A 22,239-nucleotide genomic window follows, 5' to 3' on the forward strand; every position below is an offset into this window, starting at 1 on the left:
CATATGTTCAAGTGCGGAACAAAGCCTCTCAGGTCCGGTGTTCCGGTGATCGACGCCCAGGTTGCCGACGGCCGTACGGACGGGGTTGACCTGGGGTTTCAGTCGCCCGGTGTGGCGAGCTTCACGCGGGCCGCGATCGGCAGGTGGTCGCTCGCCGTCCTCGGGAGCGACCACGAGCTCTCCGGCTCCGCGCCCTTGACCATGATCTGGTCGATGCGCGCCATCGGGAACGCCGCCGGCCAGCTGAAGCCGAACCCGCTGCCCGCGGCCCCCTGGGTGGACCGCATCTGGGAGGTGACGGCGTTCAGGGCGCGGTCGTTCATCGTGCCGTTCAGGTCGCCGAGCAGGACGACGTTCTCCAGCGGCTCCCGGGCGATGGCGGAGCCCAGTGCGTCGGCGCTCTTGTCGCGCTGACGCGCGGTGAAGCCGGCCTCCAACTTCACGCGCACCGAGGGGAGGTGGGCGACGTACACCGCGACCTGCGCCTCGGGCGCCGTCACCGTGGCCCGCATCGCGCGCTCCCAGCCCAGACGGATGTCGACGGCCTTCACGTCGCTCAGCGGGTACTTGCTCCACAGCCCGACCGTGCCGACCACCGCGTGGTACTTGTACGTCGGCGCCAGCGCCTTCTCGTACGCCGGGACCGCGGACGCCTTCAGCTCTTCCAGGGCCAGGACGTCCGCCCCCGAGGCGGCGACGTCGCGGGCGGTGCCGGAGGGGTCCGGGTTCTCGGCGTTGACGTTGTGGGTGGCCACCGTGAAGTCGCCGCCGGGGCCGGTCCGGTCGAAGAGCAGATTGCCGAAGAGGTTCAGCCAGACGACCGCGGGCAGCAGCACCGCGATCAGGGCGGTGGCGGACCTGCGGACCAGGGCCAGCAGCAGCAGGACCGGGACGGCCAGCCCCAGCCAGGGCAGGAACGTCTCGATCAGACTGCCCAGGTTGCCGACCACGTTGGGGATGTGGGAGCGGGCCATCATGACCAGCGCGAGCAGCACCGCGAACACGGTCAGCACCACGCCCCGGCGCCAGATGCGGCGGTCCCCGCGCCAGCCCCGGGTCAGACGGTCCCACAGGCGCCGGAGCCCGGGAGCGCGACGCTCGGGTCCCGAACCTCCGTTGTCCGTCTCCGTCGCGTACGCCTGCTGCGCCATACCGTCGCCTCACACCTTGCCGTGCACACCGTCGCCCCCCGTGTGCAAGACCCTAGGGGATGATCGACGCCTTTCCCGCCGTCCGTCGACGGCCGTACGGAGGCGAGGACGAGCGGGAGGGCTCCGGGAGTTCCGGACGGGATCATGGAAAGCGCACTCTGTGACGGAATGCGCACATCGGGGCGGCTGAGGCAGGGCGTGACGGGTGTGGTGACGGGCCCGGCCGGGCGGTCAGGCCGCGTCGACGGGGCGCAGGCCCTGGAGCAGGGTGTCGACGACCTGTTCGGCGAGGCCGTCCGGCAGTCCGGCGTCGGGGCGCAGGAGGGTGCGGACCAGCAGGGGGCCGACGATGATGTCGTTCAGCAGTTCGAGGTCGACGTCGGCGCGGAGTTCGCCGTTCTCCCGGCCGCGGCGCAGCACCTCCAGGCCGAGCCGGCGGCGCGGCAGGATGACGGTGCTGTGGTAGGCGGCCCAGATCTTCGGGTTGCTCTTCATCTGGGCGTGCACGTTGTGCAGGATCACCGAGGACCTGCTGGCGAGGCCGCGCCGGCGCAGGGACTCCAGCAGGACGACGAGGTCGTCGCGCATGGAGGTGCCGGGGAGTTCGGGGTCGACCGGTTCGGCGGCCCGCAGGACGTCGACGAAGAGTTCCTCCTTGCCGCTCCAGCGGCGGTAGATGGTGGCCTTGCCGACGCCGGCGGTGCGGGCGATCCGCTCGATGGACAGCTCCGCCAGGGGCACCCCGTCCTCCAGGAGCTTCATCGCGCCCTCGATGATGGCGCGTTCCACCGCCTCGCTGCGGGGGCGGCCCCGGGCGGGCCCGCACGGCCGGGGATCGGCGTCTGCACCGGTACCGGTGTCGGTGTCGGCGAGGCTCACGTCGCTGCGTCCTTTCCCTGGGACCGGGGGTGATCGGCCGGAACGACCGGCTGGGAGGATTCTCCCCGGTGTCCGGCGGGCCGGCCCACCATCCCTCGGCCGTCACTCCCGCGTCGACACCAACTCCTCCTTCTTCTCGTCCCCTTCGGGCACCGGTGTCCGGCCCGGCAGGAACAGCCCGACGACGATCGCGCCGATCACCGCGACGCCCGCTCCCCCCAGTGCCGTGATGTGCATGGCGTGCAGGAACGCGTCGTTCGCCGGTCCGACCAGGGCGTCACCGCGCGGGCCGAGCCGGGCCGCGACGCCCAGGGTGGCCTCGATGGACTCGCCGGCGGTCTCGCGCAGGCCCGGCGGCAGCAGGACCAGTTTGTCCTCGATGTGCGAGCGGTACGCGGTGGACAGCACCGAACCGAGGACGGCGATGCCCAGGGCGCCGCCGAGCTGGCGGAAGGTGTTGCTGAGCGCGGAGGCGGAACCCGCCTTCTCCCGCGGCAGCGTCTGCATGATCACGACGCTGACCGGCGTCATGATGTTCGCCATGGCGGCGCCCATCAGGAAGAAGATCACCTCGAGGATCCAGATCGGCGTGTCCCCGTCCAGCAGGCCGAATCCGGCCAGCATCGCCGCCAGGAGCAGCATGCCGCCGGTGGTGGTCGCCCGGTTGCCGAAGCGGTCCACCAGCAGCCGGGCCCGCGGTGCGAAGATCATCTGTGCGGCGGCCAGCGGCAGCATCAGCAGGCCGGTCTCCAGCGGCGTGTACCCGCGCACGCTCTGTGTGTAGAACACCGCGAAGAACATCACGCCCAGCAGCGCGAAGAAGACCAGCGCGATCGCGACGATCGCGGCCGAGAAGACCTTGTTCCCGAAGTACGCCATGTCGATGGACGGGTGGGTGCTGCGCTTCTCGAACACCACGAACGCGGCGAGCACGGCGAGGCCGGCGCCGGTGGTCGCCAGCACCGTGGCGTCGGTGAAGTCGGCGAGCTGGCCGCCCTTGATGATGCCGTAGACCAGCAGGACCAGACCGACCACGGACAGGAGGACGCCGACGGGATCGATCCGGCCGGGGTCCGGGTCGCGGGAGTCCGGCACCAGCCACAGCATCAGGGCGAGCGCGGTCAGCACGATCGGCACGTTGACGAGGAAGACCGAGCCCCACCAGAAGTGCTCCAGGAGCAGTCCGCCGGTGACCGGGCCGATCGCGATGGCGAGCCCCACCCCGCCCGCCCAGATGCCGATGGCCTTCGGCTGCTCCTCGCGTTCGAAGACGTTCATCAGCACGGCCAGTGTCGCCGGCATCACGAAAGCGGCGCCAAGGCCCATCAGCGCGCGGAAGCCGATCAGCTCCGCCGGGGTGCCGGAGAACGCGGCGAGCGCCGAGCCGATGCCGAACACCGTGAGGCCCCCGAGCAGCACTTTCTTGCGGCCGAGCCGGTCGCCGAGCAGGCCCGCCGTGAACAGCAGGCCCGCGAAGACGAGCGTGTAGGCGTTGATCGCCCACTCCAGCTCGCTCTGTGTGGCGCCCAGGCCGGTGGGGGCGGGTGTGGAGATCGTCTTGATGGCGACGTTCAGGATCGAGTTGTCCAGGACGACGATCAGCAGGCTCAGGATGAGCACGCCGAGGATCACCCAGCGGCGCCGGTGCACGTGTTCCGGTATGCGGCGGGCCGGGGCGGCGGGAGAAGTCATACGGCCACCGTAGGACCGTTCCGATACGAGACCGTCTCGTATCGAAACCCTTTTGCCGAGACCTTGCCGGGGCATTGCGCCGCCTTTCGCGGGGCTTTGCGTACCCCCGGTCACGCGGAACCGACGGCGCCCTGCCCCGGGCCCCGACCCTGCTCTAGGCACCGGCCCGCTCGGAATGCCACCATGGAGGGGATCCGGGGACGCCGTAAGGGCGCCTCGAGATGACTTGTTAGGAGCCGTTGCAATGACGCAGCTTTCGGCTGCCCAGACTGGCAAGGCAGTCCCCTCCGACGGCAGCAAGACGCTGTACGGAGGCAAGGGCACCCGCCGTATCACCGTCCGCGACATCGCCCTCGCCAAGGAACGCGGCGAGAAGTGGCCCATGCTCACCGCCTACGACGCGGCGACCGCGTCCGTCTTCGACGAGGCCGGCATCCCGGTCCTGCTCGTCGGCGACTCCGCGGGCAACTGCCACCTCGGGTACGAGACCACCGTGCCCGTCACCCTCGACGAGATGACCATGCTGTCCGCCGCCGTGGTCCGCGGCACCCGGCGCGCCCTGATCGTCGCCGACCTGCCCTTCGGCTCGTACCAGGAGGGGCCGGTGCAGGCGCTGCGCTCGGCGACCCGGCTGGTGAAGGAGGCCGGGGTCGGCGCCGTCAAGCTGGAGGGCGGTGAGCGCTCGCACCGGCAGATCGAGCTGCTGGTCGAGTCCGGCATCCCGGTGATGGCGCACATCGGCCTGACCCCGCAGTCCGTGAACGCCATGGGCTACCGCGTCCAGGGGCGTGGCGAGGAGGCCGCGCAGCAGCTGCTGCGGGACGCCAAGTCCGTGCAGGACGCGGGCGCCTTCGCCGTCGTACTGGAACTGGTGCCGGCCGAGCTGGCCGCCGAGGTGACCCGGACCCTGCACATCCCCACCGTCGGGATCGGCGCGGGCGCCGGGACCGACGCGCAGGTACTGGTGTGGACCGACATGCTCGGGCTGACCGGCGGCCGGGTGCCGAAGTTCGTCAAGCAGTACGCGAACCTGCGGGAGGTCATGGGCGGCGCGGCGAAAGCCTTCGCCGAGGACGTCGTCGGAGGAACGTTCCCGCAGGAGGAGCACTCCGTCCACTAGGCGCTGCCACTGAGCCAACGCCGCACCACGACGGGCCCGCCGATCTTCCCCCAATCGGCGGGCCCGTCGCCTTGAGGGCCGACGTCTCCAGGGGCTGCGCCCCCGGACCCCCCCCTCGGCCTGAACGGCCTCGTCCTCAAGCGCCGGACGGGCTGATGCCCCGCCCCTCGCCGACAAGGTTTTCCGTGCCTGTCGGAGGTCTGTCGGGGGTTTGTCAGTGGGGGATGACAGTCTCGGGGGCATGACGCGAAACGACAACGACTCCGGGGGCGCGGGCAGTGCCGTCAGCGTGCGGGGGCTGGTCAAGCACTACGGCGAGACCAAGGCGCTGGACGGTGTGGACCTGGAGGTCCGCGAGGGCACCGTGATGGGGGTGCTCGGTCCGAACGGGGCCGGTAAGACGACCCTCGTGCGGATCCTGTCCACCCTGCTCGCCCCGACCGCCGGCCGGGCCACCGTCGCCGGTTACGACGTGGTCCGCCAGCCCCGGCAGCTGCGCCGGGTGATCGGGCTGACCGGGCAGTACGCCTCCGTGGACGAGAAGCTCTCCGGCTGGGAGAACCTCTACATGATCGGCCGGCTGCTCGACCTGCCCCGCAAGGAGGCCCGCACCCGCGCCGACGGGATGCTGGAGCGGTTCTCGCTCACCGAGGCGGCCCGGCGCCCGGCGGCCACCTACTCCGGCGGCATGCGGCGCCGGCTGGACCTGGCCGCCTCGATGATCGGCCGGCCGACCGTGCTGTTCCTGGACGAGCCGACCACCGGACTGGACCCGCGCACCCGCAACGAGGTGTGGGTCGAGGTCAGGCGGCTGGTCGGGGACGGGGTGACGGTGCTGCTGACCACCCAGTACATGGAGGAGGCCGAGCAGCTCGCCTCCGAGCTGACCGTCGTGGACCGCGGCAAGGTCATCGCGAACGGCGGCATCGAGGAGCTGAAGGCCAGGGTCGGCGGCCGTACCCTGTGCATCCGTCCGGCCGATCCGCTCCAGTTGCGCCCGCTCGCCGACGCTCTCGACGGCCTGGGCATCACCGGGCTCGCGAGCGCGGCCGTGGACACCGAGCGGGGTGCCGTACTGGTCCCGATCCTCAGCGACGAGCAGCTGACCGCGGTGGTCGGCGCCGTCACCGCGCGCGGCCTCACCCTCGCCTCCATCACCACCGAACTGCCCAGCCTGGACGAGGTGTTCCTGTCCCTCACCGGCCACCGTGCCGGTGCCCCGCAGGACGCCGGGTCCGCCGAGACCGCCGAGACCCACGAGGAGGCCGCCGCATGAGCTCCGCGACGACCGTGACCACTTCCGGCGACGCGCCCGCCGTGCCCGGAGCGGCCGGTGCGGCCGCCCCGGCCCCCGCGCCCGGTGCGGACGGCCGTATCCCGCTCCGTTCCCATCTGCGCCACACCGGCGCGCTGGTCCGCCGCAACCTGCTGTGGATCCGGCAGGACCCCGAGTCCATGTTCGACGCCGTGCTGTTCCCGATCGTCTTCACGCTGCTGTTCGTGTACGTCTTCGGCGGCTCGATCGGGCAGGCGCTGGGCGGCGGGCAGGAGGAGTACGTCCAGTACATCGTGCCCGGCCTGATGGCCATGATGGGCATGAACATGGCCATGGGGGTGGGCACCGGCTTCAACCAGGACTTCAACACCGGTGTCATGGACCGCTTCCGTTCGCTGCCCATCGGCCGCGGCTCGGTGCTCTTCGCCAAGATCGCGGTCGAGATCCTGCGGATGCTGATCGCCACCACGATCCTCCTGGTCGTCGGTGTCCTGGTCGGCTTCGACATCACCCACTGGCCGGGGCTGTTCGCCGCCGTGGGGCTGTCCGTGGTGTTCGGCTCCGCCCTCATGTGGATCTTCATCACGCTGGGCGTGGCGATGAAGAACGCGCAGTCGGTGCAGGCCATGGGCTTCCTGGTGCTGATGCCGCTGCAGTTCGGTTCGTCGATCTTCGCGCCGACCGGGTCGATGCCGGGCTGGCTGCAGAGCTTCACCGAGTACAACCCGCTCTCCTCGCTGGCGGACGCCGCGCGCGGGCTGATGGTGGGCGGCCCGGTCGCGCACGACCTGTGGATGACGCTGGCCTGGTCGGTGGGGATCACCGCGGTGATGGCGCCCGTCGCGATCCACAAGTTCCGCACCAAGAGCTGACCGCCCGGATCCGCGCCGTCCGGCCGTCCGGCCGTCCGGCCCGGCGGTCGCTCCACCGGGCCGGACCGCTCACCCTGCCGAGCGGGCCACCGGGTCGGGTGACCCACCGTGCCGGGGGATGTGTCGTGCCGGGAAACGCACCGGTCCGCCGGGCGACCCGGCGGACCGGGTGCCGTACCCGCCCGGGACCACACGACCCGCCGGGCCGAGTGGCGTGCCGTACCGGGCCGAGCACCCCGTCGTACCGGGAACCTCGCCGGCTCAGACCAGGGTGGCGGCCTTCTCCGGAGACAGGGCGGTGCCCTCGGTGTACGCGGCCTCGTAGGCCGAATCGCCGAGGGCGGCCCGGGTCCGCCGTTCGGCCAGGGCGCGCACCTCGCGCTCCATGCGGGCGGTGACGTGGCCGGGCGGCAGCAGGGCGTCGGCGGCGCCGAGGCAGCGGGCCGCGTCCCGGGCGCGCCGTCCGCCGTCCACCACGGCCAGTGCCGTGGCGCCCATGGTCAGGTACGCCGCGCGCATGTGGGAGGCGATGGCCACGGTCAGCGGATCGCCGGACCGCGCGAGCGCCGCGCGGATGGTGACCAGCGCCTGCTCGTCGTGCCCGTCGACGATGTCCAGCCAGCCCTCCGCCCCGAGGATGAACGCGTCGAAGACGACGTAGTGCGCGATACGGAACTCCTGGCGCAGCGCCCGCAGTTGGTCCCGCGCCTCGGCGGTCCGGCCGGTCATGCCGAGCCAGCCGGTCAGGAAGAGCCGGGCGGCGGGCAGCGCCTCGTTGTGCCCGTCCCCCGGCAGGTCGATGACCTCGCGCAACAGCCGCTCGCCGCGCTCCACCTCCTCTTCGTCACCTGCCTCCAGCAGCGCGCTGCCCAGCCGGGCGGTGAGCACCGCCACCTGGGTGCGGGCCCCGAGGTGTTCGGCGTACTCGATCGCCGCCTCGTAGTCCGCGGCGGCGAGCCGGTACTCGCCGCCGCGTTCGCGTGCCTCTCCGCGCGCGGAGAGCGCCTCGGCGGTGCCCCAGGCGTCCCCGAGGCGCCGGTAGATCTCCAGGGCCTCGTCGGCGTCGCGCCGCGCGTCGCCCGCCCAGTCGCTGCGGTTGGCGAGCAGGTTGGCCCGCATCTGCAGGGTGGAGGCCAGCTCCCACTCGAAGCCGGGCGTCCGCCGGCAGGTGCGGACGTTGTCGTCGAGGACGGTGCGCAGCGTGCTCATGTTGCCGGTCAGCATCAGGGAGAACGCCCAGAACGTGCCGGGCGGACGGCAGGTCTGCGGCAGGCCGGGCTCGTAGGCGGCGGCGATCAGGCGCAGTCTGTGCTGTGCCCGTGGGGTCTGCCAGTCGTCCAGCTCCGTGTCCATGCACGCCATGTGGGCCAGGTGAACGCCACGCCGGGCCTCGGCGAGCACCTCGTCGGTCAGCGGGGGCGGGGCCTCGGTGCAGCGCTGCCACAACGCGGTGGCGGGGCGCACCGGTTCGGCGAACGGGTCCGGGCCGAGCGCCATGACCTCACGGCACCAGTTGCGGGCCTCGATCCGCTGGTCGCGCATCTGCCAGTACCAGACCAGCGACAGTGTCAGGCACAGCGCCTCGTGCTCGTCGCGCGCGGCGACGGCGTGCCGCAGCGCGGTGCGCAGGTTCTCGTACTCGCGCTCCAGCAGCTGGACGGCCCCGAGTTGCTCCGGTCCACGCAGCAACGGGTCGGTGGTCCGGGCGAGTTCGCGGTAGTACGTCAGATGCGCGCGTTCGGCGTCGGCCCGCTGCCCGGCCTCGTCGAGGCGTTCGGCCGCGTACTCCGCGACCGTCTCCAGCAGCCGGTAGCGCATCCCGGCGTCCCCCGAAGGGGCGGCCACCACCAGGGACTTGTCCACGAGCGAACCGAGCGCGTCCAGGGCCACCGGCCCGCAGACGGCCTCGGCGGCGGCTAGGTCGCAGCCGCCGGCGAAGACGGACAGCCGCCGCAGCACGTCGCGTTCGTCCGCGTCGAGCAGGTCCCAGGACCAGTCGACGACGGCCCGCAGGGTCTGCTGGCGGTGCCGTGCGGTGCGGCTGCCGGAGGTGAGCAGCCGGAAGCGGTCGTCGAGGCGGTCGGCGATCTGGCGCGGGGTCAGCATCCGCAGCCGGGCGGCGGCGAGTTCGATGGCGAGGGGCAGCCCGTCGAGCCGGCGGCAGATCTCCGCGCAGGCCTCCGGATCGTCGTCGACGCGGAAGCCGGGGCGGGCGGCGGCCCCGCGGTCGGCGAGCAGCCGCAGCGCGACCGGTTCCGGCAGCGGCTCCACCGGGCGCAGCAACTCCCCCGGTATGCCCAGGGGTTCGCGGCTGGTGGCGAGCACGGTGAGGCCGGGGCAGCGTTCCAGCAGGGCCTGGGCCAGCCGGGCGGCGGCGTCCACGACGTGCTCGCAGTTGTCCAGGACGAGCAGCATGCGGCGCCTGCCGCAGTGTTCGGCGAGCCGGTCCAGGGGGTCGTCACCGCGGTCGACCCCTGCCGCCCGCATGCTCTCGGCGCCGGCGCCGTACAGCACGGTCTCGCGGGCGCCGACGGCGGTGACCACCGCCTCGGGGACGTCGGCGGGGTCGTCGACCGGGGCGAGTTCGGCCAGCCACACTCCGTCCGGGCTGTGCTGCCGGACGGCCTCGGCGGCCTCCTGCGACAGCCTGGTCTTGCCGGCCCCGCCCGGCCCGAGCAGGGTGACCAGCCGGGCGGCGGCGAGATCGTGGCGGATCGCCTCGATGTCGGCCTCCCGGCCGACGAAGGAGGTCAGCCGGGCCCGCAGGTTGCCGGGTGGCCGGGAGTCCTTGGACGGCGGTTCCGGTGCGGGTCCGTCCGGTGCGGGCGCGCTCGGTGCCGGTCCGTCCGGTACGGGTCCGTCCGGGCTCAGCAGCTCGGCGTGCAGTGCGCGCAGTTCGCTGCCGGGATCGGAGCCCAGGCGGTCCGCGAGCAGCCGCCGTACGTCCTCGTACGCGGCCAGCGCCTCGGCGCTGCGGCCCGCGTCGCGCAGGGCGCGCAGCCGCAGCGCCTGCAGGGGTTCGTCGAGCGGATGGCTGTCGCACAGGGCGGTCAGCTCGGGCAGCGCCTGCTCGGCCCGGCCGAGGGCGAGGGCCGCGCCGTGCCGGGCGCGCAGGGCGTCCAGGCGCCGGGTGTCGAGCCGGACCGCCTCCGCGGTGCGGTCGGGCAGGTCGGCGAGGGCGGGCCCCCGCCACAGGGCGAGGGCGTCGTCGAGCACGGCGCCCGCCTTGGCCGGGTCCCCGTCGGACAGCGCGCGCAGCCCCTCTCCGGCCAGCCGCTCGAACCGGTGCAGGTCGATGTCGTCGGGCGCGGCCGCGAGCCGGTAGCCGCCGTCGTCGGAGGCCACCGCGTCCGCGCCGAGCGCCCGGCGCAGCCGCCCCACCAGCGCCTGCAGCGCCCCCGTCGCGTCGGCCGGCGGGTCGCCGTCCCACACCTCGTCGACGAGCAGCCGCACCGGCACCGTACGGCCGGCCCGCAGCGCGAGCACGGTCAGCAGCGCACGCAGCCGCGCCCCGCCGACCGGGACGGCGGTGCCGTCGGGGCGGAATGCCTGTGTGGTGCCGAGGATGCGATAGCGCACGGGGTCCATTGTCTCCGGTGGTACGGGGGCGATCACGGGCCGGGGCCGGTGGCCCCTTCGGGGCCGGGGCGGTGGCGGGTCGGGGCGGTGGCGGGCCGTACCGGGCGCCCCCGTCCCACCCTCTCCGGAACCGGTGGCCGAGGCGAGACGTTTTCCGGGTGCGCCCGGTACGGTCGGGCAGTCCGCCCCGCGTGCCGCCGTGCGCCCGACGAGCAGTCCAGGGAGCCCCATGACCACCGCCGCCACCCGCCGCAGCGACCGGAGGATCAGCCCTGTCTTCCTGGGCATCCTGGCCGTCACGGCGGTGGCGGGATGGGCCACCTGGACCGGGTTCGCGGACCGGACCGGCTTGGCCGTGTTCCTGTTCGTGACCGCCGCCTGGATCGTCTCGCTGTGCCTGCACGAGTACGCGCACGCGCGCACCGCGCTGCACAGCGGCGACATCTCGATCGGCGCGAAGGGCTACCTCACGCTGGACCCGCTGAAGTACACCCACCCCCTGCTGAGCATCGTGCTCCCCGTGGTGTTCGTGATCATGGGGGGCATCGGTCTGCCGGGCGGGGCGGTGTTCATCGAGCGGGGCCGGATCCGGGGGCGCTGGCGGCACAGTCTGATCTCGGCGGCGGGCCCCCTGACGAACGTCCTGTTCGCGGTGGTGTGCACGGCGCCGTTCTGGCTGGGCGCGCTGGACGGCGTACCGGTCCCCTTCCGGTTCGCGCTGGCGTTCCTCGCGCTGCTCCAGGTGACGGCCGCGATCCTGAACTTCCTGCCGGTGCCGGGGCTGGACGGCTACGGCGTGCTCGAGCCCTGGCTGTCGCACGGGTTCCGGCGGCAGGTGGAGCCGATCGCGCCGTTCGGTCTGCTGCTCGTGTTCGCGCTGCTGTGGCTGCCCGCGGTGAACGGCGTGTTCTTCGACGCGGTCGACTCGATCCTGTCGGCCCTGGGCATCCACGAGGTGGAGACGTACTGCGGTCTGGAACTGTTCCGCTTCTGGCAGGACACGCACGGGCTCTGCTCGGTCGTCGCGTGACGGCACCGGCCGCCGGCGGTCGGCGCCGGGGCCGCCCGTCAGCAGGTGGCGGAGTGGTCCGCCTGGGCGGCCAGCGCCGCCCGCAGCTCCTTCTGCGCCCGGGCGCGCCGCACGTAGTACCAGGTCATGTTGGACGACAGACCCACGAGCAGGATCCAGACGATGCCCAGCCCCCAGCTGCCCCGGACGAAGGACACGACGGCCGCGGCGACGGTGAGGAGGCAGACGATGGAGGCGTAGAGAGCGAGGCGAGGCATGGCGGCTGGGCTCCTGTCGGGGGACACTGCTTCGTCGACCAGTGTCCCCCATGGGGTCATACGTCCGTGACGCGGAGCCCGGCGTGTGCCTTGTAGCGGCGGTTGACGGAGATCAGGTTGGCGACCAGCGCCTCCACCTGGTGGGCATTGCGCAGCCGCCCGGCGAAGACGCCCCGCATGCCCGGGATGCGCCCGGCCAGCGCCTGCACGATCTCCACGTCGGCGCGGACCTCGCCGAGCACCATCACATCGGTGTCGATCCGGTCGATCTCCGGGTCCTGGAGCAGTACCGCGGACAGGTGGTGGAAGGCCGCGGTGACCCGGGAGTCCGGCAGCAGGGCCGCGGCCTGCTCGGCGGCGCTGCCCTCCTCGGGCTTGAGCGCGTAGGCGCCCTGCTTGTCGAAGCCGAGCGGGTTGACGCAGTCGACGACGAGCTTGCCGGCCAGTTCCTCACGCAGGGACTCCAGGGTCGTGCCGTGGCCGTCCCACGGCACGGCGACGATCACGATGTCGCTGCGGCGGGCGGTCTCGGCGTTGTCGGCGCCCTCGACGCCGTAGCCGAGTTCCTCGGCGGCGGCCTGCGCGCGTTCGGCGGCGCGCGAGCCGATGATCACCTTCTGGCCGGCCCGGGCGAGCCGGTACGCGAGGCCCTTGCCCTGCGGTCCGGTGCCGCCGAGCACACCGACGACGAGCCCGGAGACGTCGGGCAGGTCCCAGGGGTCCTTGGCGGGGGCCTTCGCGGGGGTGTTTCCGGGCTGCTGTGCGCTGTCGCTGGGGGTACTGGAAGTCATGGCCCGACTCTATGTGCGCGGCGGCGCCGTTTCCGGCCGCGTGAGCTCCGTCACCCCGCTGTTCTCCGTGTCCCCCGGGCCGGTGAATCCGCGGCGAACCCCGGGACGCGGCGGCCCGGCCGGGGGCAGGATGCGGTGCCGTGGACGCCGTACGGGTCGCGCTGCTGCGCGAAGTGCTCGCCGGGACCGAGTGGCTGGGCGCCACCCGGCGGTTCGCGGGGACGCTGCGGGGATCGGTGGTCTCGCACGGGGGCGGGCTGCTGATCGTGGGCACACCGGAGTACGAGCCGTGGCACCTGGCGGCGCATCTGGTGGACGAGGCCGCCTGGTCGGGCACGCCGGAGCTGGCCCCGACGCTGGTACGGCACGGCGCGCGCCCCTCGGATCCCGCGCACCTCGCGGTGGGCCTGGGGCGGCTGGAGGCGGCGCGGCGGGGCGAGACGCTGCTGGTGGTGGCGCCCGGGGAGCCCACGGCCCCGCTGCTGGAGCGGGTGTCCGACGCCCGCCGGGCCGGTGCGACGCTGCTGTCCCTCGGCGCCGGCGACGGTGAGCTCCCGGCGCTGGCCCACGAGACGCTGGCCGTCCCCGAGGGTGCCGAGCTGGACCTGGACACCGTGCAGCACCTGGTCAGCGCGGCGGCCGGGGAGAACGCGCTGCCGGCGCGGGGCCGCCGCGGCTTCCGGGACCGGCTGTCCCGGCTGGCGGACCTCCTGACGGCCCCGCCCCCGGCCCGCTGGTAGCGGGAGCGGCGGGGCCCCGTCCGCGCTCAGTCCGCGCGACCACCCTCGGGGCCGCCCTCGGGGATGTCGTGCCACTTGGGGTCGTTCTCCCACTGGAGGTTGCGCTCACGCGCCGTCGCCATGGCGTGCTCGGCCTCGGTACGGCTCGTGTAGGGGCCGAAGCGGTCCTTGGCGGGACACTCCGGGCCCTCCTCGACCTTCTGGTGCTCCAGGCAGTAGAACCACTCGCCCGGCTTCCCGACCGTCCGCTTCTTGAACAGGGGCATGACCGGCTCCTCTCGTCACGGAAGATGGTCCCCCGCAGCCGCTCAATTAGACTCGCCGGCATGTCTGGCCAGTCGCTGCTCATCCCAGGGGAGCTGTCTCCCACCCGTTCCGTACCCGGAAACATCCGTCGCCCCGAGTACGTCGGAAAGCCCGCTCCCACGCCGTACGCCGGTCCGGAGGTGCAGACCCCCGAGACGATCGAGGCGATGCGGACCGCCGGGCGGATCGCGGCGCGGGCGATGGCGGAGGCCGCCAAGCACATCGCCCCCGGCGTGACCACCGACGAACTGGACCGGGTGGCGCACGAGTACATGTGCGACCACGGCGCGTACCCGTCGACGCTCGGTTACCGCGGGTTCCCCAAGTCGCTGTGCTCCTCGGTCAACGAGGTGATCTGCCACGGCATCCCGGACTCGACGGTGCTGCGCGACGGCGACATCGTCAACCTGGACGTGACGGCGTACATCGGCGGGGTGCACGGCGACAACAACGCGACGTACCTGGTCGGCGACGTGGACGAGGAGAGCCGCCTGCTGGTGGAGCGCACCCGGGAGGCGCTGAACCGGGCGATCAAGGCGGTCAAGCCGGGCCGGCAGATCAACATCATCGGCCGGGTCATCGAGTCGTACGCCAAGCGTTTCGGCTACGGCGTGGTGCGGGACTTCACCGGCCACGGCATCAACACCTCGTTCCACTCCGGCCTGATCGTCCCGCACTACGACAGTCCGCACGCGACGACGGTCATCCAGCCCGGCATGACGTTCACGATCGAGCCGATGCTGACCCTGGGGACCCACGAGTACGACATGTGGGACGACGGCTGGACGGTCGTGACGAAGGACCGCAGGCGAACGGCCCAGTTCGAGCACACCCTGGTGGTCACGGACACGGGCGCGGACATCCTGACCCTGCCCTGACCCCGCCGATCAGCCCCTCGGCCTCGAAGCCCGCCCTCCTCGGAGGGCGGGCTTCCGTCGTTCCGCAACGGGGTAGAGGGATACCGACAAACCGTCGGCAAGGTATTGACTTAGGTAAGCCTAACCATAGAAGATCTGGACTCATGGACTCCTCCTTCGCGGCCTCCCCGACCTTCTCGACCCTCATCCGCACCGCCTCCCACGAGCAGCACGTGGAGGCGGAGACCTCGACGTTCATGAGCGACCTGCTCGGCGGCCGACTGGGCGTGGACGCGTACGCCCGCTACACCGAACAGCTGTGGTTCGTGTACGAGGCGCTGGAGGCGGGCGCGCGGCAGCTGGCGTCGGACCCGGTGGCGGGCCCCTTCATCCGCCCGGAACTGCTGCGCCTGCCCTCCCTGGAGCAGGACCTGGCCCACCTGCGCGGCCCGGACTGGCGCTCGACCCTGACCGCCCTGCCCGCCACCCGGGCCTACGCCGACCGGGTCGCCGAGTGCGCCCGGGGCTGGCCGACCGGCTACATCGCCCACCACTACACCCGCTACCTCGGCGACCTCTCCGGCGGCCAGATCATCCGCGACAAGGCGGAGCGCACCTGGGGCTTCCCCAAGAAGGGCGACGGCGTCCGCTTCTACGTCTTCGAGGGCATCTCGAACCCCGCCGCCTTCAAGCGCGAGTACCGCGAACTGCTGGACGGCGTCCGCGCGGACGACCTGGAGAAGCAGCGCATCATCACCGAGTGCAAGCGCGCCTTCGCCCTGAACACGGACGTCTTCCACGCCCTGGGCGAGGAGTTCCCCTTGTCGGCGTGACGCCCGCCCCGCGTCACAGCAGCCGTTGACGCCCCATCTCCGCGCGCAGTTCGGCGGTCCAGCGCCGGTACGCAGGAACCTTGCCCAGCGCATCGAGCGCGACCGTCTGTCCCAGCCGGGCGAAGTCGTGCTCCGCGTCGCGCCGCCCGCCCAGTGCCGCCTTCAGCACGGCCTTAGGGTCGGCGATCTTCTGCACGTCGCGCGGCACCTTCCACGCAGCGTCGCGCGTGGGCGCCGACTCCCTGAGTGCTTCGGGGTCCGCAAGCATCCACGCCTCGGTCTCCCGCACCGGCACCAGGGCCACGATCCGGTGGGCCTCGCCGGGGAAGCGCTCGCGGATCGCCTCGACCTTGCTCCGCTCGTTGTGGTCGTGGTGGATCACCACGATGTCGAAGTAGTGGAGCAGGTCGGTCACTTCACGCGTCACCAAATCCCGGTGCGCCACGGTGTGGCACTCTCCGGCGACCACTCCCGAGTAGTCGAAGCCGACCGATGCCTTGAGAGCGAGTTCGGCGACCTGTCGGTCGATCAGCGGCACAAGAAACCACTGGTCGCTCGCCCCCTCCGTCAGCAGGGCAAGGCTGAGATGTCTACGCCCCACGCGCGTACCGCCCCACCGGGTCGAGGTACTTCCGCACTTCCAGGGGGGTGACGAACGTCCCGCGCTCACCGCTGTCGGCCACCTTCCGGGCCCGGGTCAGCCGATGGGGCGGAAGTCCGTCGCGGAACCGCGTCACCGTATCCAGGAACACCACCGAAGCCGGGGCGTCCTCCAGAGCTGCGGCGAGCGCAACCGGGGAGTGGGTAGTGATCAGTATCTGTTGTCCGTCACCAGAGGTGAGCGCTGCCGGATCGCTGGTCCTGCCCTTCAGCCGGGACAGCAGGTGCGGGACCCGGGTGGGATGCAGACCGTTCTCGGGCTCCTCGATCATGAGGAGCCCCGCATGGGCGGGGTCGTGGGCCGCAGCGAGCAGGGCCAGAATGCGCAGGGTGCCCGCCGAGGCGGCGCCGGGGGGTACCCGGTGCTCGTGCTGGTGCTGGAGCCAGACGTCCCACTGGCCCCATTCGGCGTTGGCCGCCACCGTGATGTCCACGAGGTCGGGGAGCAGGGCCACGGCGTCAGCGCGGAAGTCGTACCAGCTCTCGGGGTCCCGGGCGATCCGGCCCAAAACGGCCCCGAGGTTCTTGCCGTCCTCCGCGAGGGGCGCGGTGTCGTATGTGGAGGAGACGACGCGCATCGCCCTGGGCGAGGGCTCAAGGATCCGCCAGTTGCCAGTGGCCCGGGCCAGCTCCCTGCTGTACGCGGCGTCCCGGACAGGGACCTCCGTGCAGTGCACCTGATCGGTTTCGTCATGAAAGGGCGGAAGGGCGGGTGGGCTCCAGTCCGGGTCCCCCGCATAGTGGTCGTGCACGTTGAGCACCTCGGTGTCGACGCGCAGGGGATCGGGCGGATCCGCGTACGTCACCCGCGCCTCGATCCTGATGTGGCAGTACCCGGCGTAGCCGTGCACGAGGACATGGGCCGCGATGCGCATGACCCCGACTGGGACGCCGTCCGGACCGCGCCGGAACAGTTCCTTCGGGCCGCCTCGGCGTGCGTGGTCCACCAGCGTCTGCCCCGTCGGCTCCCGGATCAGCTGCCCGAGCAGGTCGACGGCCTCCAGCAGGTTCGTCTTGCCGGAGGCATTAGCTCCCACCAGGACAGTGAACGGCAGCAGGTCGAGGGCGAACCCGTCGAACGACTTGTACCCGTCGATCTCGATCCGCGTGATCACCCTGCCACCTCCTCTCGGCACGGCCACATGCGCATGGCGCCACATTATCCGGAGCACTCGCCCGTCCGTACGGTCAACGGTTCGGCAGCATGGACCCGCAGTGACGTGCCATCGGCGAGCTCGAGCACCACGGCGGGTCCGCCGGCCGTGTACCGGTCACTCCGCACACCGAGGACGGTCCGCCACGCACCCCGAACCCGCACCACCTGCCCGGCCCGGACCATGACCGCCGCCATCTCGCGCGTCGCGGGCTCGACCACGATGTCCGGGGCCTTCAACTCCGCGAACACCGTCTTCCCGATCCCGGCGGCGCGCTCCTCATAACCCCAGCGCTGCGCGAGCGCCGCCACGAGCAGCAGCCCCCGCCCACCGGTCTCGCCCTCGCCGGGCTCCCGGACCTCGGGCCGGCCGCCCCCGGCGTCGCTCACCTCCAGGCGCAGCAGCCCCTCCGTGACGGAGCGCCTGATCCGCACCCCTACCTGCCGGTCACTCGGCACGGGGACGCGCAGCGCGTTGGTCACCAGCTCGGAGAGCACCAGCTCGGCATCTCCTGCTACCTCTTGGTCGACTCCCCAGCCTCCGAGCACCGCATGCAGCAGCGCCCGCGCCCGGGGCACGCTGCCGCGGCTGCGGGAGAGGCGGAAGGTGATGTCGTTCGATGAGGTCATGAGGCAGCCTCCTCAGAGTTCGGGGCAAGCAGTGATGTCCCCCGCGGCACGACTCCAGTTGGAATTGCACGTTCAGTAGATTTCCCACACTCGAATTCGGCTCGCAACGTTGCACAGAACATCCAGGGCTTTTCTCATTCTTTCGAGTAAGTGCCGGGCTCGCAGGTATACGTCTCTGCTAGAAGAGAGGCATGACCACACGAGGTACAACCGACCGCCCTTCCACCGTCCTTGGGCGCCAGTTGGGCGATGAACTGCGTCGCTACCGTGAGGCTTCAGGCCTCACCACCACCCAGGCTGCCGAGGCTCTCGACTGCACGAAGGGCAAGATCAGCAGGATGGAGAACGGTCGCGTTCTGGTGCGCACACCAGATGTGGTCGCTCTGCTGCACGCTTACGGCGTAAACGACTCCGAGACCCGCGAGCGACTGACCCTCCTCACCAGAACGGCCAACCGCCGCCGTCGCGAGGGCTGGTGGCACCAGTACAGCTCGGTACTGGCCGAGACGTACAAGGACTACATCGAGATGGAGTCCATCTGCGAGTCCATCAAGACGTTCCAGGCTCAGTTGATCCCCGGCTTGCTCCAGACGCCGGAGTACAGCCGAGCTGTGACAGTCGCTTCGCGTGCCTGGCAGTCGTCCGCGGAAATCGATCAGTTCGTCGAAGTGAGACTTGCTCGCCAACAGCGCCTCACCAGCGAGGCCCCGTTGACTCTTTGGGTGGTACTCGCCGAGGGAATCCTCCATCAGCAGGTCGGTGGGCCGGACGTCATGCGTGCGCAACTGAACCACGTCGTCGCCATGGCTGAGCAGCCCAACGTGACAGTCCAGGTCCTGCCGTTCTCACGCGGTGCCCACTCGGGTATGTTCGGCCCGTATCTGCTGATGAGCTTTCCTCAAGCGACGGCGCAGGATCTCGTGCTGACAGAGGCACCCACGGGCAACTTCTGGATGGAGCAGGAAGCCGAAGTAACCTACTACCGGGCCCTCTTCGACGACGCACGCACTGTTGCGCTGCCGCCGACAGAATCGCTCGCACTCATCCGCCGCACCGCCGAGGAGTTCACCGTATGAGCCTCGAACGCTCCGCAGCCCTTGACCTGACCGAAGCCATATGGGTCAAGAGCAGCCACAGCGGCGGACAGGGCGAGTGCCTCGAACTCGCCCACAACGTCCCCGTCCTCGCCCCGGTCCGCGACAGCAAGGACTCCAGCGGGCCGGTCATCCCCTTCAGCCGTGCCGCCTGGGGCGCTTTCGTCGCGCACCTGGGCTGACGCCGACCGGACAAGGAGTGCGGGATCAGGACGAGTTGCCTGCACGCCGGAACCTGGGCAGGCCGCTCCCCGACTACTGTGGCTCCGCATGACGGCTACCGCGACGGACATCACCGAGGACCTGATCCGGGATCTGCTGCGCGAGCAGCACCCCGACCTGGCGGACCGCCCCCTGAAGCTCGGAGCACTCGGCTGGGACAACCAGGTGTGGCGGCTCGGCGACGACCTCGCCGTCCGGTTGCCCTGGGCAACACAGACCGCGGACGCGCTGCTGCGCAAGGAACACGCCTGGCTGCCCCTCCTCGCCCCGCACCTTCCGCTGCCGGTTCCCGTCCCGCAGCGCCTCGGTGAGCCCTCCGCACGGTTCCCGCGGCCCTGGATCGTCACCACCTGGGTGCCAGGCGAGCCCGCCGACCGCGCCCCCGCCACGCGCCCCGCGGAGGCGGCCGTGGCCCTGGCAGACTTCCTGACCGCCCTCCACCGCCCCGCCCCCGACGGGGCACCCGCAGGCCGGGACCGCAGCGGCCCGCTGGCCGACACCGCCGAACCCTTCACGCACTCGCTCGCCTCGGCCACCGAACTGGGGCTGATCCCCGACCCGGACGCCGTCCGCGCCGTCTGGGAGGACGCCGCCGCCGCGCCCGAGTGGGCGGGCCCACGACTCTGGCTCCACGGCGACCTGCACCCGGCCAACGTCCTGACCGCGGACGGCGCCTTCTGCGGCGTGATCGACTTCGGCGACCTCTTCGCCGGCGACCCGGCCTGCGACCTGGCCGCCGCCTGGATCCTGCTGCCGGACGGCGCCGCCGACCTCTTCCACGCGGCCTACCGGCCGGCCGCGGACACCGCGACCCTGCGCCGCGCCCGCGGCTGGGCGGTGCTGCGCGCCCTGGCCGGCATCCACATCGGAGACGCCGGCGTCCACGGCCGGCCCGGCGGCAAGCCCACCTGGGGCCCACCCGCCCACGCCGCACTCCAACGCCTCACCGCAACGGTCCACCGGCGAACGGGCACCCCGGCAGGAGGGTGAAAGGCATGCTCGGGAGGTGAGGATCCAGGAGGTACGGGGCGGCTCGGCCGAAGCCATGCGAGGCCGGGACAGGCGCCCGCGCCCCGGGCGTGACACACCCTCCCGGAAGCGTGAACACTTCGGCCCCCACTGCCCTGGTGCCGCTCATCTGAGCGCCCTGATGACACTTTCCCACCGACTGCTCACGCTTTTCGGCAAGGCACCCGTCTCCGGCCCCGCAGTCCCGGGACCTCGGAGACCCCCTGCACCAGCCGCAGGGACACCATCCGAGAAAAGGCGCCGGCCTGTCGGCGTACCCCCGTACTCGGCAAGGTACGCCGACAGGTGCGTCACCAACCGTTCCATCAGCAGCTCTTGGTGCCGGACAGAGCCTCAACGCCAAGCGTGGCGGATCTTCAAACGTCCGAATCCCATGGTGCCGGAGATTCGGATCTTCGGCCCGCCGGGGCGGGAAGGTCGCCGGGCCTTGTAGCGCAGGTCCTTCCACCCCGTGCGCAGACCCCCGACATCAACGACCGCATCGCGAGGCACCGTGATCCTGGCCCCGCCGGTTCCTAGTTGCAGCTCGATGTCGAGGACCGGATGCTCGATGATCGCCCGGGACAGGTCCAGGCGCACCCTTCCGTATGCGGACTCGACCTTGAGGGTCCGTGGTACCCGCCATGCGCCTCGCCGCTGGATCCGTCCGCCGGCGGCAGCGATCGTCGATGTGGTGCCCGTGTGCTCCTCCGGAAGCGAGGCCAAAGCCGACACGAGCTCGCTGCGCGTCTTGGCGAGGAGCACCTGGTCGAGACGTTCGTCCATCTCCTCGTGCGAGATGCGCTGACCGGCGTATGCCTCTTGCAGACGCTGCAGGGCTGTCTCGCGGTCGTCTTCATCGAGTAGTGGCGACGGATCTTCCTGCGGAGAGGTCACTGCCTCACTCCAGTTCCGCTTCGACGGTGTGCATGTGCCGAGATCCGAAGCAGGCAAGGCATCCGATACGGAGGCCGACTGCTCGCCCTCATGACCTTGCTCTCTCAATCCGGCGAACCCGTGTGGTCAAAGCACTGGCCGGTGACTGTCCACCAGGCGGTCACTCGGGCGGCCATCGCTTCGGGCCGCAGTCCCAGAGGGTCGAGCCCGAAGTGGTCCTCCAGTTCACGCCGCAGGAACTCACCGACCTCCGTCCGGCTCGCACCACCACGGAGCCGCCGGAGCAAAGGGACCAGCATGCAGTCGTACTCGTCCTGCACGAGGTCGGCGACGCCGACCGGATCCCACTCGTTGAGCAGATGCCGAAGGTCGCTCTCGGTGGAGAGGGTCCAGGGTCGCATGGCCCCAGAATGCCACCCGGAAACCACTGTCGACGAGGGGAGGGGCGGCTCCCCGACGGGCCGCGTGGAGGGGCGACCTCTCGTACCTGTAATTCCGGGCCCCGTGCCTGGTCTCGCCTGGAATCATGCCGGTATGACGATCTCTGCCGTGCTCTTCGACGTGGACGGAGTCCTGTTGGACTCCGCAGCCGCTCACCGGAGGGTCTGGACCTCCTGGTCGCAGGCACGGGGACTCGATCCCGAGAAGGTCTGGACGCTCACCTTCGGACGGCGCCCCGAGGACACCGTCAGGGACGCGGCTCCGCATCTGGACCCGACCACCGAGCGAAAGGCGCTCGATGAGCTGTTGGCCCAGGAAAGGGGCAGTTTCCCGCCGGTCGAAGGAGCCGCCGATCTGCTGGAGGCGTTGTCCGACAGCCCTTGGGCGATCGTGACTTCCGGCGACCGGGACTCCGTCACGGAGCGTTTCGCGGCGGCCGGTCTTCCCCTCCCCGCGGTGCAGGTCTACGGCAGCGACGTGGAACACGCCGAGCCCGCACCGGACTGTTTCTCCCTTGCTGCCGCACGACTTGGCGTGGCGCCCGCTGCGTGTCTGGTCGTCGAGGACGCGCCGGCAGGAGTGAGCGCGGCAGTGGCGGCGGGCTGCACGGTGATCGGCTTGACCACCACGCATGCGGAAGCGTCCCTTCGGCAGGCGCATATGTGCGCCGCTTCTTTGGCCGAGGTGCAGGAACTACTGGTCACAGAAGGGCTTTTGGTCGGGCTCTGAAGCAAGAGCCCTCGCCGCAGAC

At 71.5% G+C, this 22,239-nt stretch carries 22 protein-coding genes and 1 pseudogene; 11 read left to right on the top strand and 12 right to left on the bottom strand.

Annotated features, from left to right (window positions below; translation table 11 throughout):
* Nucleotides 1-98: 98 nt before the first annotated feature.
* The 3 genes from ACWEQO_RS02325 to ACWEQO_RS02335 all read right to left on the bottom strand — a co-directional run bounded on the left by ACWEQO_RS02325 (nucleotide 99) and on the right by ACWEQO_RS02335 (nucleotide 3,722).
* Nucleotides 99-1,151, bottom strand: coding sequence for an endonuclease/exonuclease/phosphatase family protein (locus ACWEQO_RS02325; protein ID WP_361448507.1), 1,053 nt, complete (start codon nucleotides 1,149-1,151; stop codon nucleotides 99-101).
* Between the two features lie 231 nt (nucleotides 1,152-1,382).
* The gene (locus ACWEQO_RS02330; RefSeq protein ID WP_452977970.1) at nucleotides 1,383-2,030 is read right to left on the bottom strand and encodes a TetR/AcrR family transcriptional regulator; all 648 of its coding nucleotides are present in this window, start codon (nucleotides 2,028-2,030) and stop codon (nucleotides 1,383-1,385) included.
* A 102-nt stretch (nucleotides 2,031-2,132) separates the two neighbouring features.
* Complete coding sequence (locus ACWEQO_RS02335; RefSeq protein ID WP_361448501.1) at nucleotides 2,133-3,722, bottom strand: MFS transporter; 1,590 nt, start codon at nucleotides 3,720-3,722, stop codon at nucleotides 2,133-2,135.
* Nucleotides 3,723-3,966: 244 nt separating this feature from the next.
* Between ACWEQO_RS02335 and panB the strand changes: the two genes are divergently transcribed.
* The 3 genes from panB (at nucleotide 3,967) to ACWEQO_RS02350 (ending at nucleotide 6,990) form a co-directional block, all read left to right on the top strand.
* A complete protein-coding gene (gene panB / locus ACWEQO_RS02340) occupies nucleotides 3,967-4,842 on the top strand; it encodes a 3-methyl-2-oxobutanoate hydroxymethyltransferase (protein WP_361448498.1) in 876 nt (291 codons plus the stop codon).
* 241 nt (nucleotides 4,843-5,083) lie between these two features.
* Nucleotides 5,084-6,118 carry an ATP-binding cassette domain-containing protein gene (locus ACWEQO_RS02345; RefSeq protein ID WP_361448495.1) on the top strand — a complete coding sequence of 345 codons (1,035 nt, stop codon included), beginning with the start codon at nucleotides 5,084-5,086 and terminating at the stop codon, nucleotides 6,116-6,118.
* A complete protein-coding gene (locus ACWEQO_RS02350) occupies nucleotides 6,115-6,990 on the top strand; it encodes an ABC transporter permease (protein ID WP_361448492.1) in 876 nt (291 codons plus the stop codon). The genes ACWEQO_RS02345 and ACWEQO_RS02350 overlap by 4 nt, the downstream gene beginning before the upstream one ends.
* A 261-nt stretch (nucleotides 6,991-7,251) precedes the next feature.
* On the opposite strand, the gene ACWEQO_RS02355 is transcribed toward ACWEQO_RS02350, so the two are convergent.
* Nucleotides 7,252-10,578 (bottom strand): AfsR/SARP family transcriptional regulator, encoded by a 3,327-nt coding sequence (locus ACWEQO_RS02355; RefSeq protein WP_452977975.1) that lies wholly within the window; start codon nucleotides 10,576-10,578, stop codon nucleotides 7,252-7,254.
* 703 nt (nucleotides 10,579-11,281) lie between these two features.
* On the opposite strand from ACWEQO_RS02355, the pseudogene ACWEQO_RS02360 reads away from it, so the two are divergent.
* Nucleotides 11,282-11,404 (top strand): annotated as a pseudogene (locus tag ACWEQO_RS02360) (site-2 protease family protein); the annotation flags it as partial.
* Nucleotides 11,405-11,637: 233 nt separating this feature from the next.
* Here ACWEQO_RS02360 and ACWEQO_RS02365 read toward each other — a convergent pair.
* Complete coding sequence (locus ACWEQO_RS02365; protein WP_361448484.1) at nucleotides 11,638-11,856, bottom strand: hypothetical protein; 219 nt, start codon at nucleotides 11,854-11,856, stop codon at nucleotides 11,638-11,640.
* A 56-nt stretch (nucleotides 11,857-11,912) separates the two neighbouring features.
* Entirely contained in the window at nucleotides 11,913-12,647 is a 735-nt protein-coding gene (gene npdG, locus ACWEQO_RS02370) for an NADPH-dependent F420 reductase (RefSeq protein WP_452977978.1), read from the bottom strand.
* Nucleotides 12,648-12,787: 140 nt separating this feature from the next.
* On the opposite strand from npdG, the gene ACWEQO_RS02375 reads away from it, so the two are divergent.
* Nucleotides 12,788-13,387: a hypothetical protein gene (locus ACWEQO_RS02375; protein ID WP_452977981.1), complete on the top strand. Its 600-nt coding sequence runs from the start codon at nucleotides 12,788-12,790 to the stop codon at nucleotides 13,385-13,387.
* Between the two features lie 26 nt (nucleotides 13,388-13,413).
* Here the strand turns inward: ACWEQO_RS02375 and ACWEQO_RS02380 are convergent, their stop codons facing one another.
* Nucleotides 13,414-13,653 (bottom strand): hypothetical protein, encoded by a 240-nt coding sequence (locus tag ACWEQO_RS02380; protein WP_452977984.1) that lies wholly within the window; start codon nucleotides 13,651-13,653, stop codon nucleotides 13,414-13,416.
* A 60-nt stretch (nucleotides 13,654-13,713) separates the two neighbouring features.
* On the opposite strand from ACWEQO_RS02380, the gene map reads away from it, so the two are divergent.
* The gene (map, locus tag ACWEQO_RS02385) at nucleotides 13,714-14,571 is read left to right on the top strand and encodes a type I methionyl aminopeptidase (RefSeq protein ID WP_361448472.1); all 858 of its coding nucleotides are present in this window, start codon (nucleotides 13,714-13,716) and stop codon (nucleotides 14,569-14,571) included.
* Between the two features lie 143 nt (nucleotides 14,572-14,714).
* On the top strand, nucleotides 14,715-15,383 hold the full coding sequence (locus ACWEQO_RS02390) for a biliverdin-producing heme oxygenase (protein WP_452977988.1): 669 nt from the start codon (nucleotides 14,715-14,717) through the stop codon (nucleotides 15,381-15,383).
* 13 nt (nucleotides 15,384-15,396) lie between these two features.
* On the opposite strand, the gene ACWEQO_RS02395 is transcribed toward ACWEQO_RS02390, so the two are convergent.
* Genes ACWEQO_RS02395 through ACWEQO_RS02405 form a run of 3 tightly spaced genes read right to left on the bottom strand, consistent with a single transcriptional unit; the run spans nucleotide 15,397 to nucleotide 17,826 of the window.
* Nucleotides 15,397-15,984 carry a DUF4276 family protein gene (locus ACWEQO_RS02395; RefSeq protein ID WP_452977991.1) on the bottom strand — a complete coding sequence of 196 codons (588 nt, stop codon included), beginning with the start codon at nucleotides 15,982-15,984 and terminating at the stop codon, nucleotides 15,397-15,399.
* Nucleotides 15,974-17,158, bottom strand: a complete 1,185-nt coding sequence (locus ACWEQO_RS02400; RefSeq protein ID WP_452977994.1) for an AAA family ATPase — start codon at nucleotides 17,156-17,158, stop codon at nucleotides 15,974-15,976. Before ACWEQO_RS02400 ends, ACWEQO_RS02395 begins: the two co-directional genes overlap by 11 nt.
* Nucleotides 17,159-17,202: 44 nt before the next feature.
* Nucleotides 17,203-17,826 carry an ATP-binding protein gene (locus ACWEQO_RS02405; RefSeq protein WP_452977997.1) on the bottom strand — a complete coding sequence of 208 codons (624 nt, stop codon included), beginning with the start codon at nucleotides 17,824-17,826 and terminating at the stop codon, nucleotides 17,203-17,205.
* Nucleotides 17,827-18,017: 191 nt separating this feature from the next.
* Between ACWEQO_RS02405 and ACWEQO_RS02410 the strand changes: the two genes are divergently transcribed.
* The 3 genes from ACWEQO_RS02410 (at nucleotide 18,018) to ACWEQO_RS02420 (ending at nucleotide 20,132) form a co-directional block, all read left to right on the top strand.
* Nucleotides 18,018-18,902, top strand: coding sequence for a helix-turn-helix domain-containing protein (locus ACWEQO_RS02410; protein WP_452977999.1), 885 nt, complete (start codon nucleotides 18,018-18,020; stop codon nucleotides 18,900-18,902).
* A complete protein-coding gene (locus ACWEQO_RS02415) occupies nucleotides 18,899-19,102 on the top strand; it encodes a DUF397 domain-containing protein (protein ID WP_452978002.1) in 204 nt (67 codons plus the stop codon). The genes ACWEQO_RS02410 and ACWEQO_RS02415 overlap by 4 nt, the downstream gene beginning before the upstream one ends.
* 88 nt (nucleotides 19,103-19,190) lie before the next feature.
* Nucleotides 19,191-20,132: an aminoglycoside phosphotransferase family protein gene (locus ACWEQO_RS02420; RefSeq protein ID WP_452978005.1), complete on the top strand. Its 942-nt coding sequence runs from the start codon at nucleotides 19,191-19,193 to the stop codon at nucleotides 20,130-20,132.
* A gap of 372 nt (nucleotides 20,133-20,504) precedes the next feature.
* Here ACWEQO_RS02420 and ACWEQO_RS02425 read toward each other — a convergent pair whose 3' ends face one another.
* On the bottom strand, nucleotides 20,505-21,047 hold the full coding sequence (locus ACWEQO_RS02425) for a DUF1707 SHOCT-like domain-containing protein (protein WP_452978008.1): 543 nt from the start codon (nucleotides 21,045-21,047) through the stop codon (nucleotides 20,505-20,507).
* 104 nt (nucleotides 21,048-21,151) lie between these two features.
* Nucleotides 21,152-21,448: a hypothetical protein gene (locus ACWEQO_RS02430; RefSeq protein ID WP_452978011.1), complete on the bottom strand. Its 297-nt coding sequence runs from the start codon at nucleotides 21,446-21,448 to the stop codon at nucleotides 21,152-21,154.
* Between the two features lie 148 nt (nucleotides 21,449-21,596).
* On the opposite strand from ACWEQO_RS02430, the gene ACWEQO_RS02435 reads away from it, so the two are divergent.
* Nucleotides 21,597-22,217, top strand: coding sequence for an HAD-IA family hydrolase (locus ACWEQO_RS02435; RefSeq protein WP_452978014.1), 621 nt, complete (start codon nucleotides 21,597-21,599; stop codon nucleotides 22,215-22,217).
* Nucleotides 22,218-22,239: the final 22 nt, after the last annotated feature.

It is taken from the genome of Streptomyces sp. NPDC004051, assembly GCF_053604275.1.